The sequence below is a fragment of the Patiriisocius hiemis genome, from assembly GCF_031846325.1.
In the GTDB taxonomy this organism is placed as follows: Bacteria; Bacteroidota; Bacteroidia; order Flavobacteriales; family Flavobacteriaceae; genus Patiriisocius_A; species Patiriisocius_A hiemis.
This window is the reverse complement of the sequence record NZ_JAVRHZ010000001.1, coordinates 382842-398958: the sequence shown is the minus strand read 5'-3', so window position 1 is coordinate 398958 and position 16117 is coordinate 382842. Positions and strand designations below refer to the sequence as shown.

Genomic DNA, 16117 nt, shown 5'->3' with positions numbered 1-16117 from the left:
TTAATATCGTGCTATAAGGAAGCGGACGACAATTAAACCCAAGGCTTCAACCTAGCACATTCTCTCTCTGAGAATTTGAAGGCGCAAAGATAGGTTTTAGTTTCGTAGTGTAACTACTTATTGTGAGATATTTATGATTTGGATAAATAATCAATTAGTTGACGCATTGCTTTCCCTCTGTGTCCAATTTCACTTTTTTGCTCTAAACTCATTTCTGCAAATGTTTTATCGAAACCCTCTGGAATAAAAATAGGGTCGTAACCAAAACCCTTGGTTCCTATTTTTTCTTTACTAATTTCTCCCTTACAAATTCCCGGAAAAATCATTTGCCTTCCTTTAAACAGTAGTGAGATAACTGTTACAAATTGTGCTGTTCTATCATTCTTGTTTTTAAGATTTGATAATAGTTTATTCATATTATCATTTGCGTTTTTTGCAGCTCCAGCATAACGTGCACTAAAAACTCCAGGTTCATTATTTAAAGCTTTTACTTCTAGCCCTGTATCATCTGCAAAACAATCATACCCATATTTCTCTTTTACAAAAGTGGATTTTAAAGCTGCATTACCAGCGATTGTAGCTGCGGTTTCAGGAATCTCGTCAAAACAACCAATATCATTTAAGCTTAATAACTCAATATTACTAGGTACTAATGCTTTGACTTCATTAAATTTATTTTGGTTGTGGGTTGCGAAAACAAGTTTCATTCTTGGGTTTGTGGTTTTGGAGAATAATCAACTTCGAGTAATACTACAACTTAGCACTTACTCCTTTTTATTGCTTACTAATTACTGCTTACTATACAACGCCACTCTATTTCCTTCGGTATCAATAAAAGCTGCCATGTAACCATGTTCTTCAGAAATAAGTGTTTTTTCTTGATAGATTTTTCCACCAGCAGCTTTAATTTTATCTAACTCGTTTTGTACATTATTTGAGCCAAAATAAATCAATACGCCTTCTTCACTTGGAATATAACTTTCTTGCTTGATTAGTGTTCCGGCTGCACCGGCCTTTTCTTCGGCAAATGGAAACCAGCCCATTAAAATGCCTTTAAAATCCATGACTTGGATAGTAATATTAAAAACCGTTTCGTAAAACTTTTTGGCTCTATCCATATCTGTAACAGGAATCTCGAACCATGCGACCATATTATATTCCATAATTTATTTCTCTAAAACAGTTTTTAAATCTAATAAACCTTCTTCAAAATCTTTCCCTACTGCTTTATCCATATTATAAAATAGCATCATCACATTTAGTGGTATTTTATGTTTTCCGTAAAATCCCCAAGTAACTTTTGTTTTTTCACCTTCAGTATCTGTTTGTAAAAACCCAGTACTTTGACTTTTAAAAGGCTTTAAAAATCGAAGTTCACTTTCCATTACTTTGTTTTCTTCAATGTTAATAATCTCTTGCTCACCATGCCCAACGTGCTTGTGATCACTCTCCCACTTTGATATAAAACCAACTGTCCCATCTGTTCCAGTAAAGGTTTGTTTCATACCTGGATCTCTTTTTTTCCAAGGAGACCAATCGTCTTGATTTTTAACTTTTTTGATATAAGCGAAAACTTCAGGTAATGGTTTGTTAATTATAATGCTACGTTCTACGTGATAAGTTCTAGGAACAATTAACGCTAGTATTATTAATACAATAAGAATTCCAAGAAGTATCCAAAGAATAATAGTGAGAATAAACATATTTACTTCAATTTAAGGTTGTTGCGTAACAATGTACAAAGTTTATTTTTTTTCTAGATAATATCTTTCAACAATTTCATCTGCATTTTTTATAGTTTTCTTTGTCCACTCTAATGTAATTTCTTGTTTTTCAGCTTCAGTAAGGTGCCAATTTATAGTAGATTGTTTCAATTTTGTAATAACGTGCTGCATTGTAATAGCTGCAGATACAGATATGTTTAAACTTTCAGTAAAACCATACATTGGTATTTTTAAATAGCTATCTGCTTCTTCCATAACAAAATCACTTAATCCTTCACTTTCTTTTCCGAAGAAAAACGCAGCCTTCTCATTGACGTCAAAATCATGTAAAAAAGTAGATTCTTTATGAGGAGTAGTTGCTACAATTTGATACCCTTTTTCTTTTAGTGTTTTAATACTTTCTTTAACAGAAGAATATCTATGTAAGCTTACCCACTTCTGTGCCCCCATTGCAATTTCTTTATCTATCTTTTTACGACCAATTTCTTCAATTATATGCAAATCTTGAATGCCAAAAACATCACAACTACGCATTACAGCACTTGTATTGTGTAATTGATATACATCTTCGGTTGCAATAGTAAAATGACGGGTTCGCTCTTGTAAAATTTTCTGAAAAAGAGAGATGCGTCTTTCGGTTAAAAATCCTTGTAAATACGTTAATAACTCAGTATCCAAATTATCTTTTTAAGCTAATATACTAATAAAATAAAATGAGTTAGTTTTTATATCTTTCACTTATGAAAATTGTAGTGTTATCTGGCGCAGGAATAAGTGCCGAAAGTGGGTTAAAGACCTTTAGGGATAGTAATGGATTATGGGAAGGTCATGATGTAATGGAGGTAGCAACCCCCCAAGGATTTGCTAACAATCCAGAACTTGTCTTAGAGTTTTACAACCAACGCAGAAGACAGTTACTAGAAGTTAAACCTAATGCAGCGCATATAGCTTTAGCAGACATAGAAAAGCACTATGAAGTTACAATTATAACACAAAATGTAGACGATTTACACGAACGAGCTGGCAGTACAAATGTGGTGCATTTACATGGTGAATTATTGAAAGTTCGTAGCACGTTTGATGAAAATTTAGTTATGGATTGGAGAAATGACCTCGTGCTTGGTGACTTCTGTGAGCACAACTCTCAATTGAGGCCACATATAGTTTGGTTTGGCGAAGCAGTACCTATGCTAGATGTTGCAATACAATATGTAGAAGAGGCAGATATTATAGTTATCGTTGGCACCTCAATGCAAGTGTATCCTGCTGCAAGTTTAATACAATATGCATCTCCAAGTGCTAAAGCCTATTTTGTAGACCCAAACCCATCCATAGCCTCGTCAAAACAAATAAAAGTCATTGCAGAAAAAGCTACAATTGGAGTTCCAAGGGTAATTCAAGAGATTTTAAAAGATGAATAATTCAGCTTTATATAAACATATAAGTTACGATAAAGCCTACAGAAAAAATAGGTTAAATGCAGCAAATTGGGTGTTAGAAAACCCAGAAACTATAAAAGAACTGTTGCAATATTGCTTTCATGAAGACCAAACTTTGGCAACTAAAGCCACTTGGGTTTTAGAGTTTGTTTTTAGGAAAAACATAAAAGAGCTTTACCCTTTTTTAAATTATATTTTTAAGAATCTATCTACGGCAAAAAGTGATGGACAACTTCGTTCTTTAGGTTTATTTTGTGAAATGATTACAATTGCATACTACAAAGAAAAAGAAGCAGGTATACTTAAACTCTTAAAACCAAACCATAAAAAAATAATAACCGAGTGTTGTTTTGATTGGATGATTACAAACCAAAAAGTAGCCTGTCAAGCTCGAGCAATGACAGCACTACAGTTTTTAGGGACTGAATATGATTGGATTCACCCAGAATTACAACAAATAATTATACAAAATATGTCTTCAGGAAGTGCTGGATATAAAGCCAGAGGGAAACAAACTTTAGCTTATATAGAAAAATTCAATGAGCAAAGATAAAGACTAATACCTATAGGACATCTTGCAGTATTTAGTATCTTTGCGCTCTTAAAATTAATACTATGTCTAGCCATTCTTTACAAGCTATTTCTCCAATAGACGGTAGGTACGCTTCAAAAACTTCAAAGTTGATTCCCTTTTTTTCTGAAGAAGCACTTATAAAATATAGAGTTCAAATTGAGATTGAATATTTTATTGCTTTAGTAGAACTACCATTACCACAACTCAACGATTTTGATACCAATTTATTTTCAGAGTTAAGAAAGCTATATAGTAGTTTTTCTTCTGAAGATGCACAGCATATAAAGAATACTGAGAAAGTAACCAATCACGATGTAAAAGCAGTTGAGTATTTTATTAAAGAAAAATTTGATGCGCTAGGATTAGAAAAGTATAAAGAGTTTATCCATTTTGGACTTACCTCTCAAGATATAAACAACACAGCTATTCCTCTTTCATTAAAAGAAGCAATGAACGAGGTGTATGTGCCACAACTTTTTGAAGTTAAAAACAAACTTAAAGAGCTTGCGACAGAATGGGCAGAGATACCAATGCTTGCTAGAACACATGGACAACCGGCTTCACCTACTAGATTGGGTAAGGAAATAGAAGTTTTTGTAGTAAGACTAGAAGAGCAATTTGATTTATTAAACGACATTAAAAGTGCCGCAAAATTTGGTGGTGCTACTGGTAATTTTAATGCTCATAAAGTTGCGTATCCAGAAGTTGATTGGAGAACTTTTGGAAGTGAATTTGTTCAAGAAAAGCTAGGGTTGTACCACTCCTTCCCTACTACTCAAATTGAGCATTATGACCACATGGCAGCCTTGTTTGATTGTTTAAAAAGAATAAACACTATTATCATAGATTTAGATAGAGATATATGGACGTATGTTTCTATGGATTACTTTAAGCAAAAAATTAAAAAAGGAGAAGTTGGCTCTTCTGCTATGCCTCATAAAGTAAACCCAATTGATTTTGAAAATAGCGAAGGAAATTTAGGAATTGCAAATGCCATATTTGAACATTTAGCTTCAAAATTACCAATAAGCAGATTACAAAGAGACCTTACAGACAGTACCGTTTTAAGAAATATAGGCGTACCAATTGGCCATACTTTAATCGCTTTACAATCTACTTTAAAAGGGTTAAATAAATTATTATTAAATACTTCAAAATTTGAAGAAGATTTAGAAAACAATTGGGCTGTTGTTGCTGAAGCAATACAAACTATTTTAAGAAGAGAGGGCTATCCTAATCCGTATGAAGCTTTAAAAGGACTTACAAGAACTAATGAGGCTATCACTCAGGCTTCTATCCATCATTTTATAGAAACACTTACTGTAAGCAAAGAAATAAAGGAAGAGATGAAATTAATTACTCCAGCAAACTATACTGGTATTTAGTAATAATTACACTATAAATTCAAAAGGCAGTTGTGTACACAACTGCCTTTTTTGTTGATTACCCTAACCAATAACCAAATGGATCTCTGGATAAACATGTATTACTAACTTCTCACAAAATTACTATGTCTCAAAAGTAAGGAGCCTTTCTAGTTTAATAACAATTTAAAAATGGGTTTTCGATAAAATAAAAAAAGGCTCCCGTTAAACGAGAGCCCATCGTAGAATCAACTTTCCTAATATTAAGTCAGAGAGTTAATCAAAAGCGAATATGTAGTATAAATGGGGATTACATATCCGCTTCTTATTAGTAAAAGTAACATCAAAGTTAGCTTCTTGCAAATTAGTTCAATTTTATTCGACCAAAATCAAAAAAGCTCCCTAAACGGAAGCTTTTTTTATATATAAATTATGTAGTTTACTACATATCAAACATCTCACCAATGCTATTTAATTTTGATATGTCTAAGTCCCCTTTTTGTATTGATTGAGTGAGTTTAATCATATCTCCAGGTTTCATATCATCACCTATTAATCTAAATACTGCAAACCCTTTATCATCGTCACTTGCAAAGACAATTACTTCATCAATTGCATCCTCTTCGCCAACATACTTTAAAGTGATTTTAGTATTATTAGATTTCATTTTAGATAATGTTTTATAGGTATCATTATCTATGATAGCATTTAGTTTAGATTTTTCTGTTTCAAATGCTACTTTATTGTCATCTTTAATAGGATATGCAACTATATTAACTTTCTTGATAGTTGCCAGTATATCCTTCTGTTCTTGTGTCATGGTATTGTTTTGGCCTTCTAGTAAACTAGTTGCTAAATCAACTTTTACAAAGTTCTCGTCATCTTGCTTATCAACAAGGTAGCGCTGTAAAGAAGCATCATTAGTACAACTTAACATACTTAAAGCTGCTATGCCAATACCCATAATATATCGTATAATAGTCATCTGGTTATTTTTTTAGGTTAGTTTTTTTTGTCAAGCTTTTTTAAGCCTTCAGTTCCAGGCACATTAAGATCTTTAGTAAGCTTTGATACTTGCTTTAAATCTATATTACCAGTAATACTCATAATTACGGTACCATCTTTACCATCCATGCTTCCTTCTAGAAACATTAATAGTTCACTTACAAAGTTTTCGTTTTTACCTTCTTTTGAGTAAAACTTAATATTTTGCCCATCATCCTTAACTCGCATTAATTCTGACAAACTCTTATTTTTAGAGATATATGCTTCTACATCGCCTGCCATACGCTTTCCAGTCGCAGGATTTTCTGTAATAAAAATCTTTATATTTTCAAGATTGTTTACAAGATTCATATACTCCTGTACTTCTGGGTCATCAGACTCTATGTCTATTTTTGCTAATAGTTTAAACATATTTTTTGTTACAACTACAGCAGTTACATCTTTTTCATCTTCATAGGCATCAAAAAATCCCTGTGCAGATGTAGCTAATGGAGCTACTAATAAAATTAATATGATTGCTAACTTTTTCATTTTGTATTTATTTAAAGGTTTATTTTAAAATTTTGTTTTTGGTTTTAGTAAATTGATTAATGATGGCTAGGTTTTCGGCTCCCTCTTCAAACTTATTAATATATGTAAGGTTTTGGGTTCCTTTATTTAGACTATGAGAAAGTAAATACATAGCATCTTGTGCTTTTTGATATGCTGCTAGTGCTTCTTGTTCTTCTTTACTCAATGTTGGTTGAGAAAAATAGATTCCACCTAAAGTAAGTGTAACTAACAAGATAGCAGCAACAGAATACCATGCTTTAAAACTTCTCTTCTTGGCAGTTGGCAAATTTACTTTTAGGTTTGATGTTTCTTGAGCTGCATCTGCAAAGCCTTTAAATAATGGCTTGTATGCTTTTACCTCTGGCGAAACAAAATCACTAGTAAAATAAGACTGTAGGGCTTTTTCTTCCTGTAATGTTGTTTTCCCTTCAAAATAGTTGTCTAAAAGCTTTTTAACTTTAGCTAACTCCATAGTTATATTGTTTTAATAATTCTTCTCTAACTGCTTTACGTGCTCTTGACAAAGCAACCCTAACGGCTGTTTCGTTACTTTCGAGTATTTCAGCAATTTCATAATATTCAAATTGTTCTACATCTCGTAATTGCAAAACTATTTTTTGTTTTTCTGGAAGGGTTTCCATTATTTTAAAAACCAAACTAACCCCATCATTTGCTTCCACTTGTTTTTGAAGATTACCCGTAGTTGGATAATTACTATGTACAATCTTCAAATTTGAAGCTTGACGCGACTTTAATCTATCTAAACAATAGTTTTTTGTCATTGTCATTGCAAATGCTTCAGGGTTTTTATACTCTTTAATTTTGTGTTTCCCTTTCCATAATTTCAAAAAAACTTCTTGAACAGCATCTTCGGCTTCGTCGCTAGATACAAGCAATCTTTTAGCTAGCCTGTAAAGTTTATCTTTACTTGGCAGTATTGTAGCTATAAAGTCTTCTTGTTTCATTTTGGTTAGTGCTTTTTCTATGCCGTTCTATCATTACGACGAGATACGCTATTTTTTGTTACATTACTTTTTTTAAAGTTCTGTAAAAATTTGCATATTTCTTCGACAGATTACAATAATGTGCCTATTTTAGAGGTTTACAAGATAATTGCTGAAAAAATAAATAATATGAAAAAGTACTTTTTCCTTTGTATAACAATAGTATCACTTCTATTTACTTCTTGTTTTGAAGATCAAGATGATAATTCTGTAGCTGCTTCCACACAAGAAATTCAGAACTTTATTTACCGTGGGCTTAATTTCTTTTACTTATATAAAGCAGATACTCCAGAGCTAGCTGATGATGCCTTTGCAAATGAAGCAGAACTTAATGAGTTTTTAAGCAATTATGATTCACCTGAGTCTTTATTTGAATATTTTAGATCACCACAAGATAGATTTAGTTTTCTGGAGAGTGATTACGTTTCACTAGAAAATGCACTTAATGGAATCACTTTAAACAATGGGATGGAATTTGGATTAATACTGTACCCGGATAATAGTGGAAACGTATTTGGCTACGTGCGATATATCCTTCCTAATAGTAGCGCGTCTTCAACAAACTTACAGCGTGGTGACATTTTTAACACAATAGATGGGCAACAGATTACCGAAACCAATTTTAATGATTTACTCTCTCAAGACACCTATACAATTGGACTAGCAGACTACGATGGCACCAATGTAACTCCAACTGGAGAAAGTGTAAGTCTTACAAAACAACAATACACAGAGAATCCTGTGTACTTAGCAAGAACATTAACTATAGAAGGACAAAATGTAGGGTATCTTATGTATAATGGATATACTCGTGATTTTGACCCACAATTAAATGCTGCTTTCGCGCAGTTTCAAGCAGATGGTATTACAAACCTTATTTTAGATTTGCGATACAATGGCGGGGGCTCTGTAGAAACTGCAGTAGATTTATCTGCAATGATAACAGGGCAATTTAACGGGCAAGTTTTTTATACTGAAGAATGGAATGCAGAACGTCAAGATGAATATGCTGATGATGGTTTATTTAATACTACTATAAGTAATGGAGATCCTATTAACAGCCTTAATTTAAATAGTGTTTATGTAATTACTAGCGGGAGTACTGCTTCTGCAAGTGAATTAACTATTAATAGTCTAGACCCATACATTACAGTAAACCAAATAGGTACTGCCACCGCTGGAAAATACCAGGCTTCTTTTTTATTATATGATGCGCCTGCACCAAACTTTAGCAGAAGCCAAGCCAACCCTAATCATACCTATGCCATGCTACCGTTAGTATTTAAAACTGCTAATGTAAATGGAAATACAGATTATGATGATGGTTTATTTCCAGATGTTGAGTTAGCTGAAGATTATACAAACCTTGGTGTACTAGGAAATGAAAATGAACCTCTACTAGCTGCTGCACTTAATGAGATTTTCCCAACTAGAAACAAAATCAATAGAGACTTTAGAGTGCTAAAAGAAGTATCTGAAAGTAAAGCTAGCTCTCCCGTGTATCAGGTTATGATTGGGAATTAAACCACGTAATTTTTTCTAGGTAACATTTCTCCTAAAATTTAGACTTATATATAAAGTTCTTATATGGGTGTAATAAGTCACATGATAAACTCTCTAAAGTACAACAGGCAGCAGTTGGGAAACCACAGAAGTTTGTTTGATAAGGAGAATATTGTGACTAAAAGCAGCTATGGGAAACTAGAGAAACACAGAGAACTTTCTATGTTTGATGAAGTGTCTTTAGAGAAAAAGCTCTATAAATATAAAAGAGAGCAAAAGAGAAGACGGGTAAAACTAATCTTAGGGACTATAGTAGTGTTAGTGTTGCTTATAATTCTTTTTCCGTTTTTAGTTGGTTTTATATTTGATGATAACCATATAACTAATACTATCCCAAATTTATAATTATCCTTTACGCCATTGAGAGGTTTCTGCAAAGACATGTTCAAGAATAGTTGCATCTTGTGCTGTAAACTCAACTTTTCTACGTGCCATGACTACCTTAGCAACTTCAAAAGCTTTGTTTGTTTTATAGGTAGTCATTCCAGCACTTCCCCCCCAACTAAAACTAGGAATGAAGTTTCTTGGAAATCCACTACCAAATATATTAGCACTTACTCCTACTACTGTTCCTGTGTTAAACATAGTATTTATACCACACTTACTGTGGTCCCCCATCATTAAGCCACAAAACTGCAAGCCTGTATTAGCAAAACGCTGTGTTTCATAGTCCCAAAGACGAACTTCAGCATAATTGTTTTTTAAATTAGAGTTATTACTATCGGCTCCAATGTTACACCACTCACCTAGTACGCTATTTCCTAAAAAGCCATCATGTCCTTTGTTAGAATACCCCATAATTACACTATTATTTACCTCTCCTCCTACTTTACTATGTGGTCCAACTGTTGTCCCGCTATAAATTTTTGCGGCCATTTTTATTGTAGCGTTTTCACATAATGCAAATGGACCTCTAATCATAGAGCCTTCCATGATTTCGGCATCTTTTCCTATATAAATAGGACCATCTGTAGCATTAAGGCTACACAATGGGAGCTTTGCACCTTCTTCAATAAATATATCTTTAGGATTAAAAGCTACTGTGGTTTCTGGTATAGACTGTGATTTTCTATCCTTAGTAAGCATTTTAAAATCTCTTTTAATGGCTTCGTGGTTTTTAGAAAATATATCCCATGTGTGTTCTATACGCAATACATCATCATAAGAATATTGGATAACTTCAAAAGCATCAAAGTCTATTTCTTGTCCTTCAGTACTAAAAAAAGCTAAAGGTTCATTATTATAAAACAAAGCTTGATTTTCAGAGAGTCCTTTTACAAGGTTTGCTAAATTTTCTGAAGGTAAAAAGGATGCATTGATAAGAATGTTCTGTTCCATTTCTACCATAGGATATTTTTCAGAAAGGTATTCTTCGGTCACCGTAGTTGTTGTGAACCCCAATAGGTGTTCCCACTTCTCTCTAATGGTTAAAATCCCTACTCTAATATCTGCTACTGGTCTTGTATAAGTAAATGGAAGAAGTTGATTACGGACAGTCCCATCAAATAAAATATAATTCATAGTGCTTTATTGCTATTACGTAAATATACTAAAGTTGAAAATTAAAAAAGGTGTTTACTTCTTTAAGAAACAAACACCTTGTGCATATTTTTTTTTTAAAAGCTTATGCCGTTACTTCAGTCTCAATAGTTGCTAGATAACGTTCTGCATCTAATGCAGCCATACAACCTGTTCCTGCAGCCGTAACTGCTTGTCTGTACTCTTTGTCTTGTACATCTCCACTAGCAAATACACCTGGAATATTAGTTTTGGTAGATTTTCCCTTAGTAATTAAGTACCCAGTATCATCCATGTCCAGTTGCCCTTTAAAGATATCTGTATTAGGCTTATGACCAATAGCAATAAAAAGTCCTGTGATTTCTATAGTTTCTTTTTCGCCTGTTTCATTATTTTTCATACGTAAGCCCTCTACAACCATATCTCCAAGCACTTCATCAACTTCTGTATTATAGCGTAGGTCTATATTTTTGGTTCCTGTAACTCTATGTTGCATTGCTTTTGAAGCTTTCATGTGATCTTTTCTAACCAGCATAGTAACTTTATTACAGATATTGGCAAGGTATGTTGCTTCTTCTGCAGCAGTATCACCTCCTCCAACAATAGCTACATCTTGTCCCTTGTAAAAGAAACCATCACAAACAGCACATGCAGAAACGCCACCGCCACGTAAACGTTGTTCACTTGGTAAACCTAGATACTTAGCTGTTGCCCCAGTAGAAATAATTACAGTTTCTGCTTCAATTTGAGTTTTATTGTCAACGGTTGCTTTATGAATTCCACCAACTTCGGTACTAAACTTAACTGAAGTTATCATTCCAATTCTTACTTGCGTACCAAAGCGCTCTGCTTGTTGTTGAAGCTGAACCATCATAGTTGGCCCATCTATACCTTCTGGATAACCAGGAAAGTTATCAACTTCTGTTGTTGTAGTTAACTGTCCACCTGGTTCCATACCTGTGTACATAACTGGCTTTAAATCTGCTCTTGCTGCATAAATGGCTGCAGTATATCCAGCTGGGCCAGAACCTATAATTAGGCATTTTATTCTTTCTATTGTATCTGCCATATCTTCTTTTTGTACTTGTATTAATTTATGTAAAAGTAGGAACTTTTAATAGAAACTTATACTAAAAGTTATCAAGTTTTATAATCAATTTATGAGTGAAATTTATGGAATAAGATTTATTAAAAAGCTAACTCTTTGGATTTAGAGAATTCTATTACATTGCTTTAGTTTCAAATTAAAGCCTCTAAATTTCTTAAGAAAGTAAACTTTCTACAAAACTTAGAAGCTTTAGCTTGTCGGGATGACAGGATTTGAACCTGCGACCACACGGCCCCCAGCCGTGTACGCTAACCGGACTGCGCCACATCCCGTAAAATATAATAATTAAAAAGCCACTTAGAAAGTGGCTTTTGTCGGGGTGGCAGGATTCGAACCTGCGGCCTCCACGTCCCAAACGTGGCGCGATAACCGGGCTACGCTACACCCCGAAAATGGGTTGCAAAAATATGAATTTGCTTTTAATTTTCTACGGTAATATTAAAATTAATTATGGTTTATTTTAAAAGAGAATCTAGAGTTTCTTTTACTGAATCATTATCCCAATCTGCAGCTCCAGTTTTTTCAATTACAATACTTCCTTTTTTATCAATTATATAGGTAGTAGGTAAACTTTTACTTTGTAACATAGAGGGTGGTAACGAATTAGATATATAAACAGGAAATGTGTAATTATTCTTTTTTATAAACTTATCGATTACTTCTTTTGATTCATTAGTAACAAAATAAAAATCTACGTTTTCACCATACACATCATATAGGTTTTGAAAAGCTGGCATTTCTGCAACACAAGGAGGGCACCAAGTTGCCCATAAGTTAATAACAATTACATTTCCCTTAGAGCTAGTTAAATTTGTATACTTATCATCTGTAGAAGTTAATTCCCAAGTATAGTCTTCTAACTTTTCTCTCTTTTCTGCTAAAACTTCAGACGGTGCGAAAGAAATTAATTTATTTAAAAAGACTTTTATAGGGAAACTAGTTGCCGGTATAAACTGCAAAGCAATAAATAATAAAAATAATATGGTTAGCCAATTTTTTTTTAAATATCTCACTATGTTATTCTTAAATTTTTGTTAAATATTAACTATTTGTGTTTTTAATCTATTTTTTATGCTTTTAAAAGATAAAAAGTTCTATATTAGCACTACCTAACATCATAGAATATCCCCAAATTTAATAATCCCTCTAAATCTTTGATTATGAATTTGAATTTATTCTACTTTTTATTTTTCATTACTACTACATCTGTTTTTTCTCAAGTTGGAATTAACACGCAAAGCCCTACAGCCTCATTAGATATTAATGGTAATTTAAGAATTCGTACTATTACTGAAGAACTTGTTCCTGACGTTGCAAAAGATTCTGTATTAGTTATTTCTAGAGACGGAACAGTAAAATCAATGCCAGCAAAAAAAGTTATTAAGGCAGCTGTTCCAACTGCAGTTAAAGGAAGTTTTTCGAGTGGTGGGCTAGTAAGTCTATCTCTTTTATCTGGTAGTGCAGTATTACCATTTGACAGCGAAGATTTTGACGAAAATAATGAGTATGACACTAGTACTTATACATTTACTGCTAAACAAGATGGTATCTACTCTGTTTCAACACAAATTAAAGCGAGTAGTACTATAAGTGTTGCTACAAACTTTGGTGTTAGAATATTACACAATGGAACAGTAATTAGCCGAAATAGCTTTGCAAATATAGGAGTTACAGTTGTTGTTACAACCATAAATGTTACACCACCAACAAGACAAACACAAACGCTAGTTCGTCTTTCAGAGGGAGATACAATTACTTTTGAACTTGAAGGTAGTGGAATAGGATCACTAGATATAATAGGTTCTGATATAGATAGTCAATTTACTATTTACCAAATACGATAACTATTAATTGTTTTATAGATTGTTACTAAAAACGGAGCCTTTTGTGATACAAAAGGCTCCGTTTGTTTTGTTTTATTTTGGTGAATTAAGCGTTTTGCTTTTTAATCAAATTAAGAGCAGAACCCTCTCTATACCATTTTATTTGCGCATCATTATACGTATGATTTACCATAATAGTATCCTTGCTGCCATCACTATGAACAACTTCTATTGTAAGGGGTTTATTAGGTGCAAAATCTGATATATCTAAGAAGTTAAATGTATCATCTTCTTGTATTTTATCATAATCATCTTCATTAGCAAAAGTTAACCCCAACATCCCTTGTTTCTTTAGATTTGTTTCGTGGATACGAGCAAAAGACTTAACTAAAACTGCAGCCACTCCTAAGTGTCTTGGTTGCATTGCTGCATGCTCTCTAGAAGAACCTTCACCATAATTATGATCACCAACAACTATAGTTTTAATCCCAGCAGCTTTATATTCACGCTGCGTATCTGGAACACCACCATACTCTCCATTTAATTGGTTTTTAACAAAGTTTGTCTTTTTATTATATGCATTAACTGCACCAATAAGTGTATTATTTGAGATATTATCTAGGTGACCTCTAAAACGAAGCCAAGGTCCAGCCATTGATATGTGGTCTGTAGTACATTTACCAAATGCTTTAATTAATAATTTGACTCCTTGTAATTCAGAGTCTTGAATTGGTTGAAAAGGTGTTAAAAGCTCTAGTCTTTCTGAATTATCATTAACAACCACTTCTACTCCACTTCCATCTTTAACTGGTTCTAGGTATCCATTTTCTTCAACGTCAAAACCTTTAGGTGGCAATTCCCATCCAGTAGGCTCGTCTAGCATTACCTCTACTCCATCTTCATTAATTAGTTTATCCTTCAAAGGGTTAAAGTCTAACCTACCAGCAATAGCAATTGCTGCAGTTAACTCAGGTGAAGCTACAAAGGCATGTGTGTTTGGGTTACCATCTGCACGTTTAGCAAAGTTTCTATTAAAGGAGTGAACAATACTATTTTTAGGTGCATTTTTAGGGTCATTATATCTTGCCCATTGTCCTATACATGGACCGCATGCATTGGTAAAAATAGTGGCATCAAGTTTTTCAAACACATCTAAAATTCCATCGCGTTCTGCTGTATAACGTACTTGTTCAGAACCTGGGTTAATACCAAACTCTGCTTTTGTTTTTAAATTTTTGTCAAGTGCTTGTTGTGCAATAGAAGATGCTCTTGATAAATCTTCATAAGAAGAGTTTGTACAAGAACCTATAAGTCCCCACTCTACTTTTATTGGCCAATCATTTTTAGTTGCCTTTTCTGTCATTGCCGTTCCTACTTCAGTAGATAAGTCTGGAGTAAATGGTCCATTAAGGAGTGGTCCTAATTCAGAAAGATTAATTTCTATTACTTGGTCAAAGTAAGCTTCTGGATTTTGATATACTTCTGGATCTGCGGTAAGATGTTGTCTTACTTTATTAGCCTCATCTGCTACATCTTCTCTATCTGTTGCTCTAAGGTAACGTTCCATAGAGTCGTCATATCCAAAAGTAGAAGTGGTCGCTCCAATTTCAGCTCCCATATTACAAATTGTCCCTTTTCCTGTACATGACATTGCTGTTGCTCCAGGTCCAAAGTATTCTACAATTGCTCCTGTTCCTCCTTTTACTGTAAGAATTTCAGCAACTTTTAAGATTACATCTTTTGGAGCTGTCCATCCAGATAATCTACCAGTTAACTTTACTCCTATTAATTTAGGGAATTTTAATTCCCAAGCCATTCCTGCCATTACATCAACTGCATCTGCACCTCCAACTCCTATAGCTACCATTCCTAGTCCACCAGCGTTTACGGTATGTGAGTCTGTACCTATCATCATTCCTCCAGGAAATGCATAATTTTCTAATACTACTTGGTGAATAATCCCTGCACCCGGTTTCCAAAATCCAATTCCATATTTATTAGAAACCGATTCAAGAAAATCAAAAACCTCACTACTTATATCGTTAGCATGTTTTAAATCTTTTGCAGCTCCTTCTTTTGCTTGTATCAAGTGGTCACAATGTACTGTTGTTGGAACAGCAACTTTAGGCTTACCAGCTTGCATAAATTGTAATAATGCCATCTGGGCCGTTGCATCTTGACATGCTATTCTATCTGGAGCAAAATCTACATAATCTTTACCTCTTTGAAATGCTTCTGAAGGCATTCCATCCCATAGGTGATTATATAATATTTTTTCTGAAAGGGTTAAAGGTTTTCCAACAACTTCACGTGCTTTATCTACACGCTCTGCCATTTGAGAATACACTTTTTTTATCATGTCTATATCGAAAGCCATAGTGTCTATTTTTGATTGTTTTGAAGTATTGCAAAACTACAAAAATTAGAAATCATTTAAAAATAA

18 protein-coding genes and 2 tRNA genes are annotated in these 16117 nt (G+C 33.5%); 6 read left to right on the top strand and 14 right to left on the bottom strand.

What is annotated here, in order from left to right; all coding sequences use genetic code 11:
* Window positions 1–131: 131 nt before the first annotated feature.
* The 4 genes from RM538_RS01830 to RM538_RS01815 form a co-directional block, all read right to left on the bottom strand.
* On the bottom strand, window positions 132–707 hold the full coding sequence (locus tag RM538_RS01830; protein ID WP_311331685.1) for a non-canonical purine NTP diphosphatase: 576 nt from the start codon (window positions 705–707) through the stop codon (window positions 132–134).
* 81 nt (window positions 708–788) lie between these two features.
* A complete protein-coding gene (locus RM538_RS01825) occupies window positions 789–1163 on the bottom strand; it encodes a VOC family protein (protein WP_311331684.1) in 375 nt (124 codons plus the stop codon).
* Between the two features lie 3 nt (window positions 1164–1166).
* Window positions 1167–1703 (bottom strand): SRPBCC family protein, encoded by a 537-nt coding sequence (locus tag RM538_RS01820; protein WP_311331683.1) that lies wholly within the window; start codon window positions 1701–1703, stop codon window positions 1167–1169.
* Between the two features lie 42 nt (window positions 1704–1745).
* Entirely contained in the window at window positions 1746–2402 is a 657-nt protein-coding gene (locus RM538_RS01815; protein ID WP_311331682.1) for a TrmH family RNA methyltransferase, read from the bottom strand.
* A gap of 62 nt (window positions 2403–2464) precedes the next feature.
* Between RM538_RS01815 and RM538_RS01810 the strand changes: the two genes are divergently transcribed.
* From RM538_RS01810 to purB, 3 genes are all read left to right on the top strand, one after another.
* Window positions 2465–3145, top strand: a complete 681-nt coding sequence (locus RM538_RS01810) for an SIR2 family NAD-dependent protein deacylase (protein WP_311331681.1) — start codon at window positions 2465–2467, stop codon at window positions 3143–3145.
* A complete protein-coding gene (locus tag RM538_RS01805) occupies window positions 3138–3716 on the top strand; it encodes a HEAT-like fold family protein (protein ID WP_311331680.1) in 579 nt (192 codons plus the stop codon). Before RM538_RS01810 ends, RM538_RS01805 begins: the two co-directional genes overlap by 8 nt.
* Window positions 3717–3778: 62 nt before the next feature.
* Window positions 3779–5122, top strand: coding sequence for an adenylosuccinate lyase (gene purB / locus RM538_RS01800; RefSeq protein WP_311331679.1), 1344 nt, complete (start codon window positions 3779–3781; stop codon window positions 5120–5122).
* A gap of 421 nt (window positions 5123–5543) precedes the next feature.
* On the opposite strand, the gene RM538_RS01795 is transcribed toward purB, so the two are convergent.
* From RM538_RS01795 to RM538_RS01780, 4 genes are read right to left on the bottom strand one after another with little or no spacing between them, the layout of a single operon-like run.
* The gene (locus RM538_RS01795; protein WP_311331678.1) at window positions 5544–6086 is read right to left on the bottom strand and encodes a GFO_1091 family lipoprotein; all 543 of its coding nucleotides are present in this window, start codon (window positions 6084–6086) and stop codon (window positions 5544–5546) included.
* A gap of 17 nt (window positions 6087–6103) precedes the next feature.
* A complete protein-coding gene (locus RM538_RS01790) occupies window positions 6104–6637 on the bottom strand; it encodes a DUF4252 domain-containing protein (protein WP_311331677.1) in 534 nt (177 codons plus the stop codon).
* Between the two features lie 19 nt (window positions 6638–6656).
* Complete coding sequence (locus tag RM538_RS01785) at window positions 6657–7130, bottom strand: PG0215 family putative anti-sigma factor (protein WP_311331676.1); 474 nt, start codon at window positions 7128–7130, stop codon at window positions 6657–6659.
* Window positions 7117–7623: an RNA polymerase sigma factor gene (locus tag RM538_RS01780; protein WP_311331675.1), complete on the bottom strand. Its 507-nt coding sequence runs from the start codon at window positions 7621–7623 to the stop codon at window positions 7117–7119. The genes RM538_RS01785 and RM538_RS01780 overlap by 14 nt, the downstream gene beginning before the upstream one ends.
* Before the next feature lie 168 nt (window positions 7624–7791).
* Here RM538_RS01780 and RM538_RS01775 point away from each other — a divergent pair, with 168 nt between their 5' ends.
* Both RM538_RS01775 and RM538_RS01770 read left to right on the top strand, forming a co-directional pair.
* Window positions 7792–9186, top strand: a complete 1395-nt coding sequence (locus tag RM538_RS01775) for a GFO_1087 family putative carboxy terminal peptidase (RefSeq protein ID WP_311331674.1) — start codon at window positions 7792–7794, stop codon at window positions 9184–9186.
* 81 nt (window positions 9187–9267) lie between these two features.
* Window positions 9268–9570 (top strand): hypothetical protein, encoded by a 303-nt coding sequence (locus RM538_RS01770; RefSeq protein WP_311331673.1) that lies wholly within the window; start codon window positions 9268–9270, stop codon window positions 9568–9570.
* On the opposite strand, the gene RM538_RS01765 is transcribed toward RM538_RS01770, so the two are convergent.
* From RM538_RS01765 to RM538_RS01745, 5 genes are all read right to left on the bottom strand, one after another.
* Window positions 9571–10746 carry a GlmU family protein gene (locus RM538_RS01765; RefSeq protein WP_311331672.1) on the bottom strand — a complete coding sequence of 392 codons (1176 nt, stop codon included), beginning with the start codon at window positions 10744–10746 and terminating at the stop codon, window positions 9571–9573.
* Window positions 10747–10849: 103 nt separating this feature from the next.
* Complete coding sequence (gene trxB / locus RM538_RS01760) at window positions 10850–11812, bottom strand: thioredoxin-disulfide reductase (RefSeq protein WP_311331671.1); 963 nt, start codon at window positions 11810–11812, stop codon at window positions 10850–10852.
* A gap of 236 nt (window positions 11813–12048) precedes the next feature.
* Window positions 12049–12123: transfer RNA gene (locus RM538_RS01755), tRNA-Pro, on the bottom strand.
* 42 nt (window positions 12124–12165) lie between these two features.
* Window positions 12166–12240, bottom strand: a tRNA-Pro gene (locus tag RM538_RS01750).
* Between the two features lie 66 nt (window positions 12241–12306).
* Entirely contained in the window at window positions 12307–12864 is a 558-nt protein-coding gene (locus tag RM538_RS01745; protein ID WP_311331670.1) for a TlpA family protein disulfide reductase, read from the bottom strand.
* A gap of 147 nt (window positions 12865–13011) precedes the next feature.
* On the opposite strand from RM538_RS01745, the gene RM538_RS01740 reads away from it, so the two are divergent.
* Complete coding sequence (locus tag RM538_RS01740) at window positions 13012–13695, top strand: hypothetical protein (protein WP_311331669.1); 684 nt, start codon at window positions 13012–13014, stop codon at window positions 13693–13695.
* A gap of 85 nt (window positions 13696–13780) precedes the next feature.
* Here RM538_RS01740 and RM538_RS01735 read toward each other — a convergent pair whose 3' ends face one another.
* Window positions 13781–16051 (bottom strand): aconitate hydratase, encoded by a 2271-nt coding sequence (locus RM538_RS01735; RefSeq protein ID WP_311331668.1) that lies wholly within the window; start codon window positions 16049–16051, stop codon window positions 13781–13783.
* Window positions 16052–16117 lie beyond the last annotated feature (66 nt).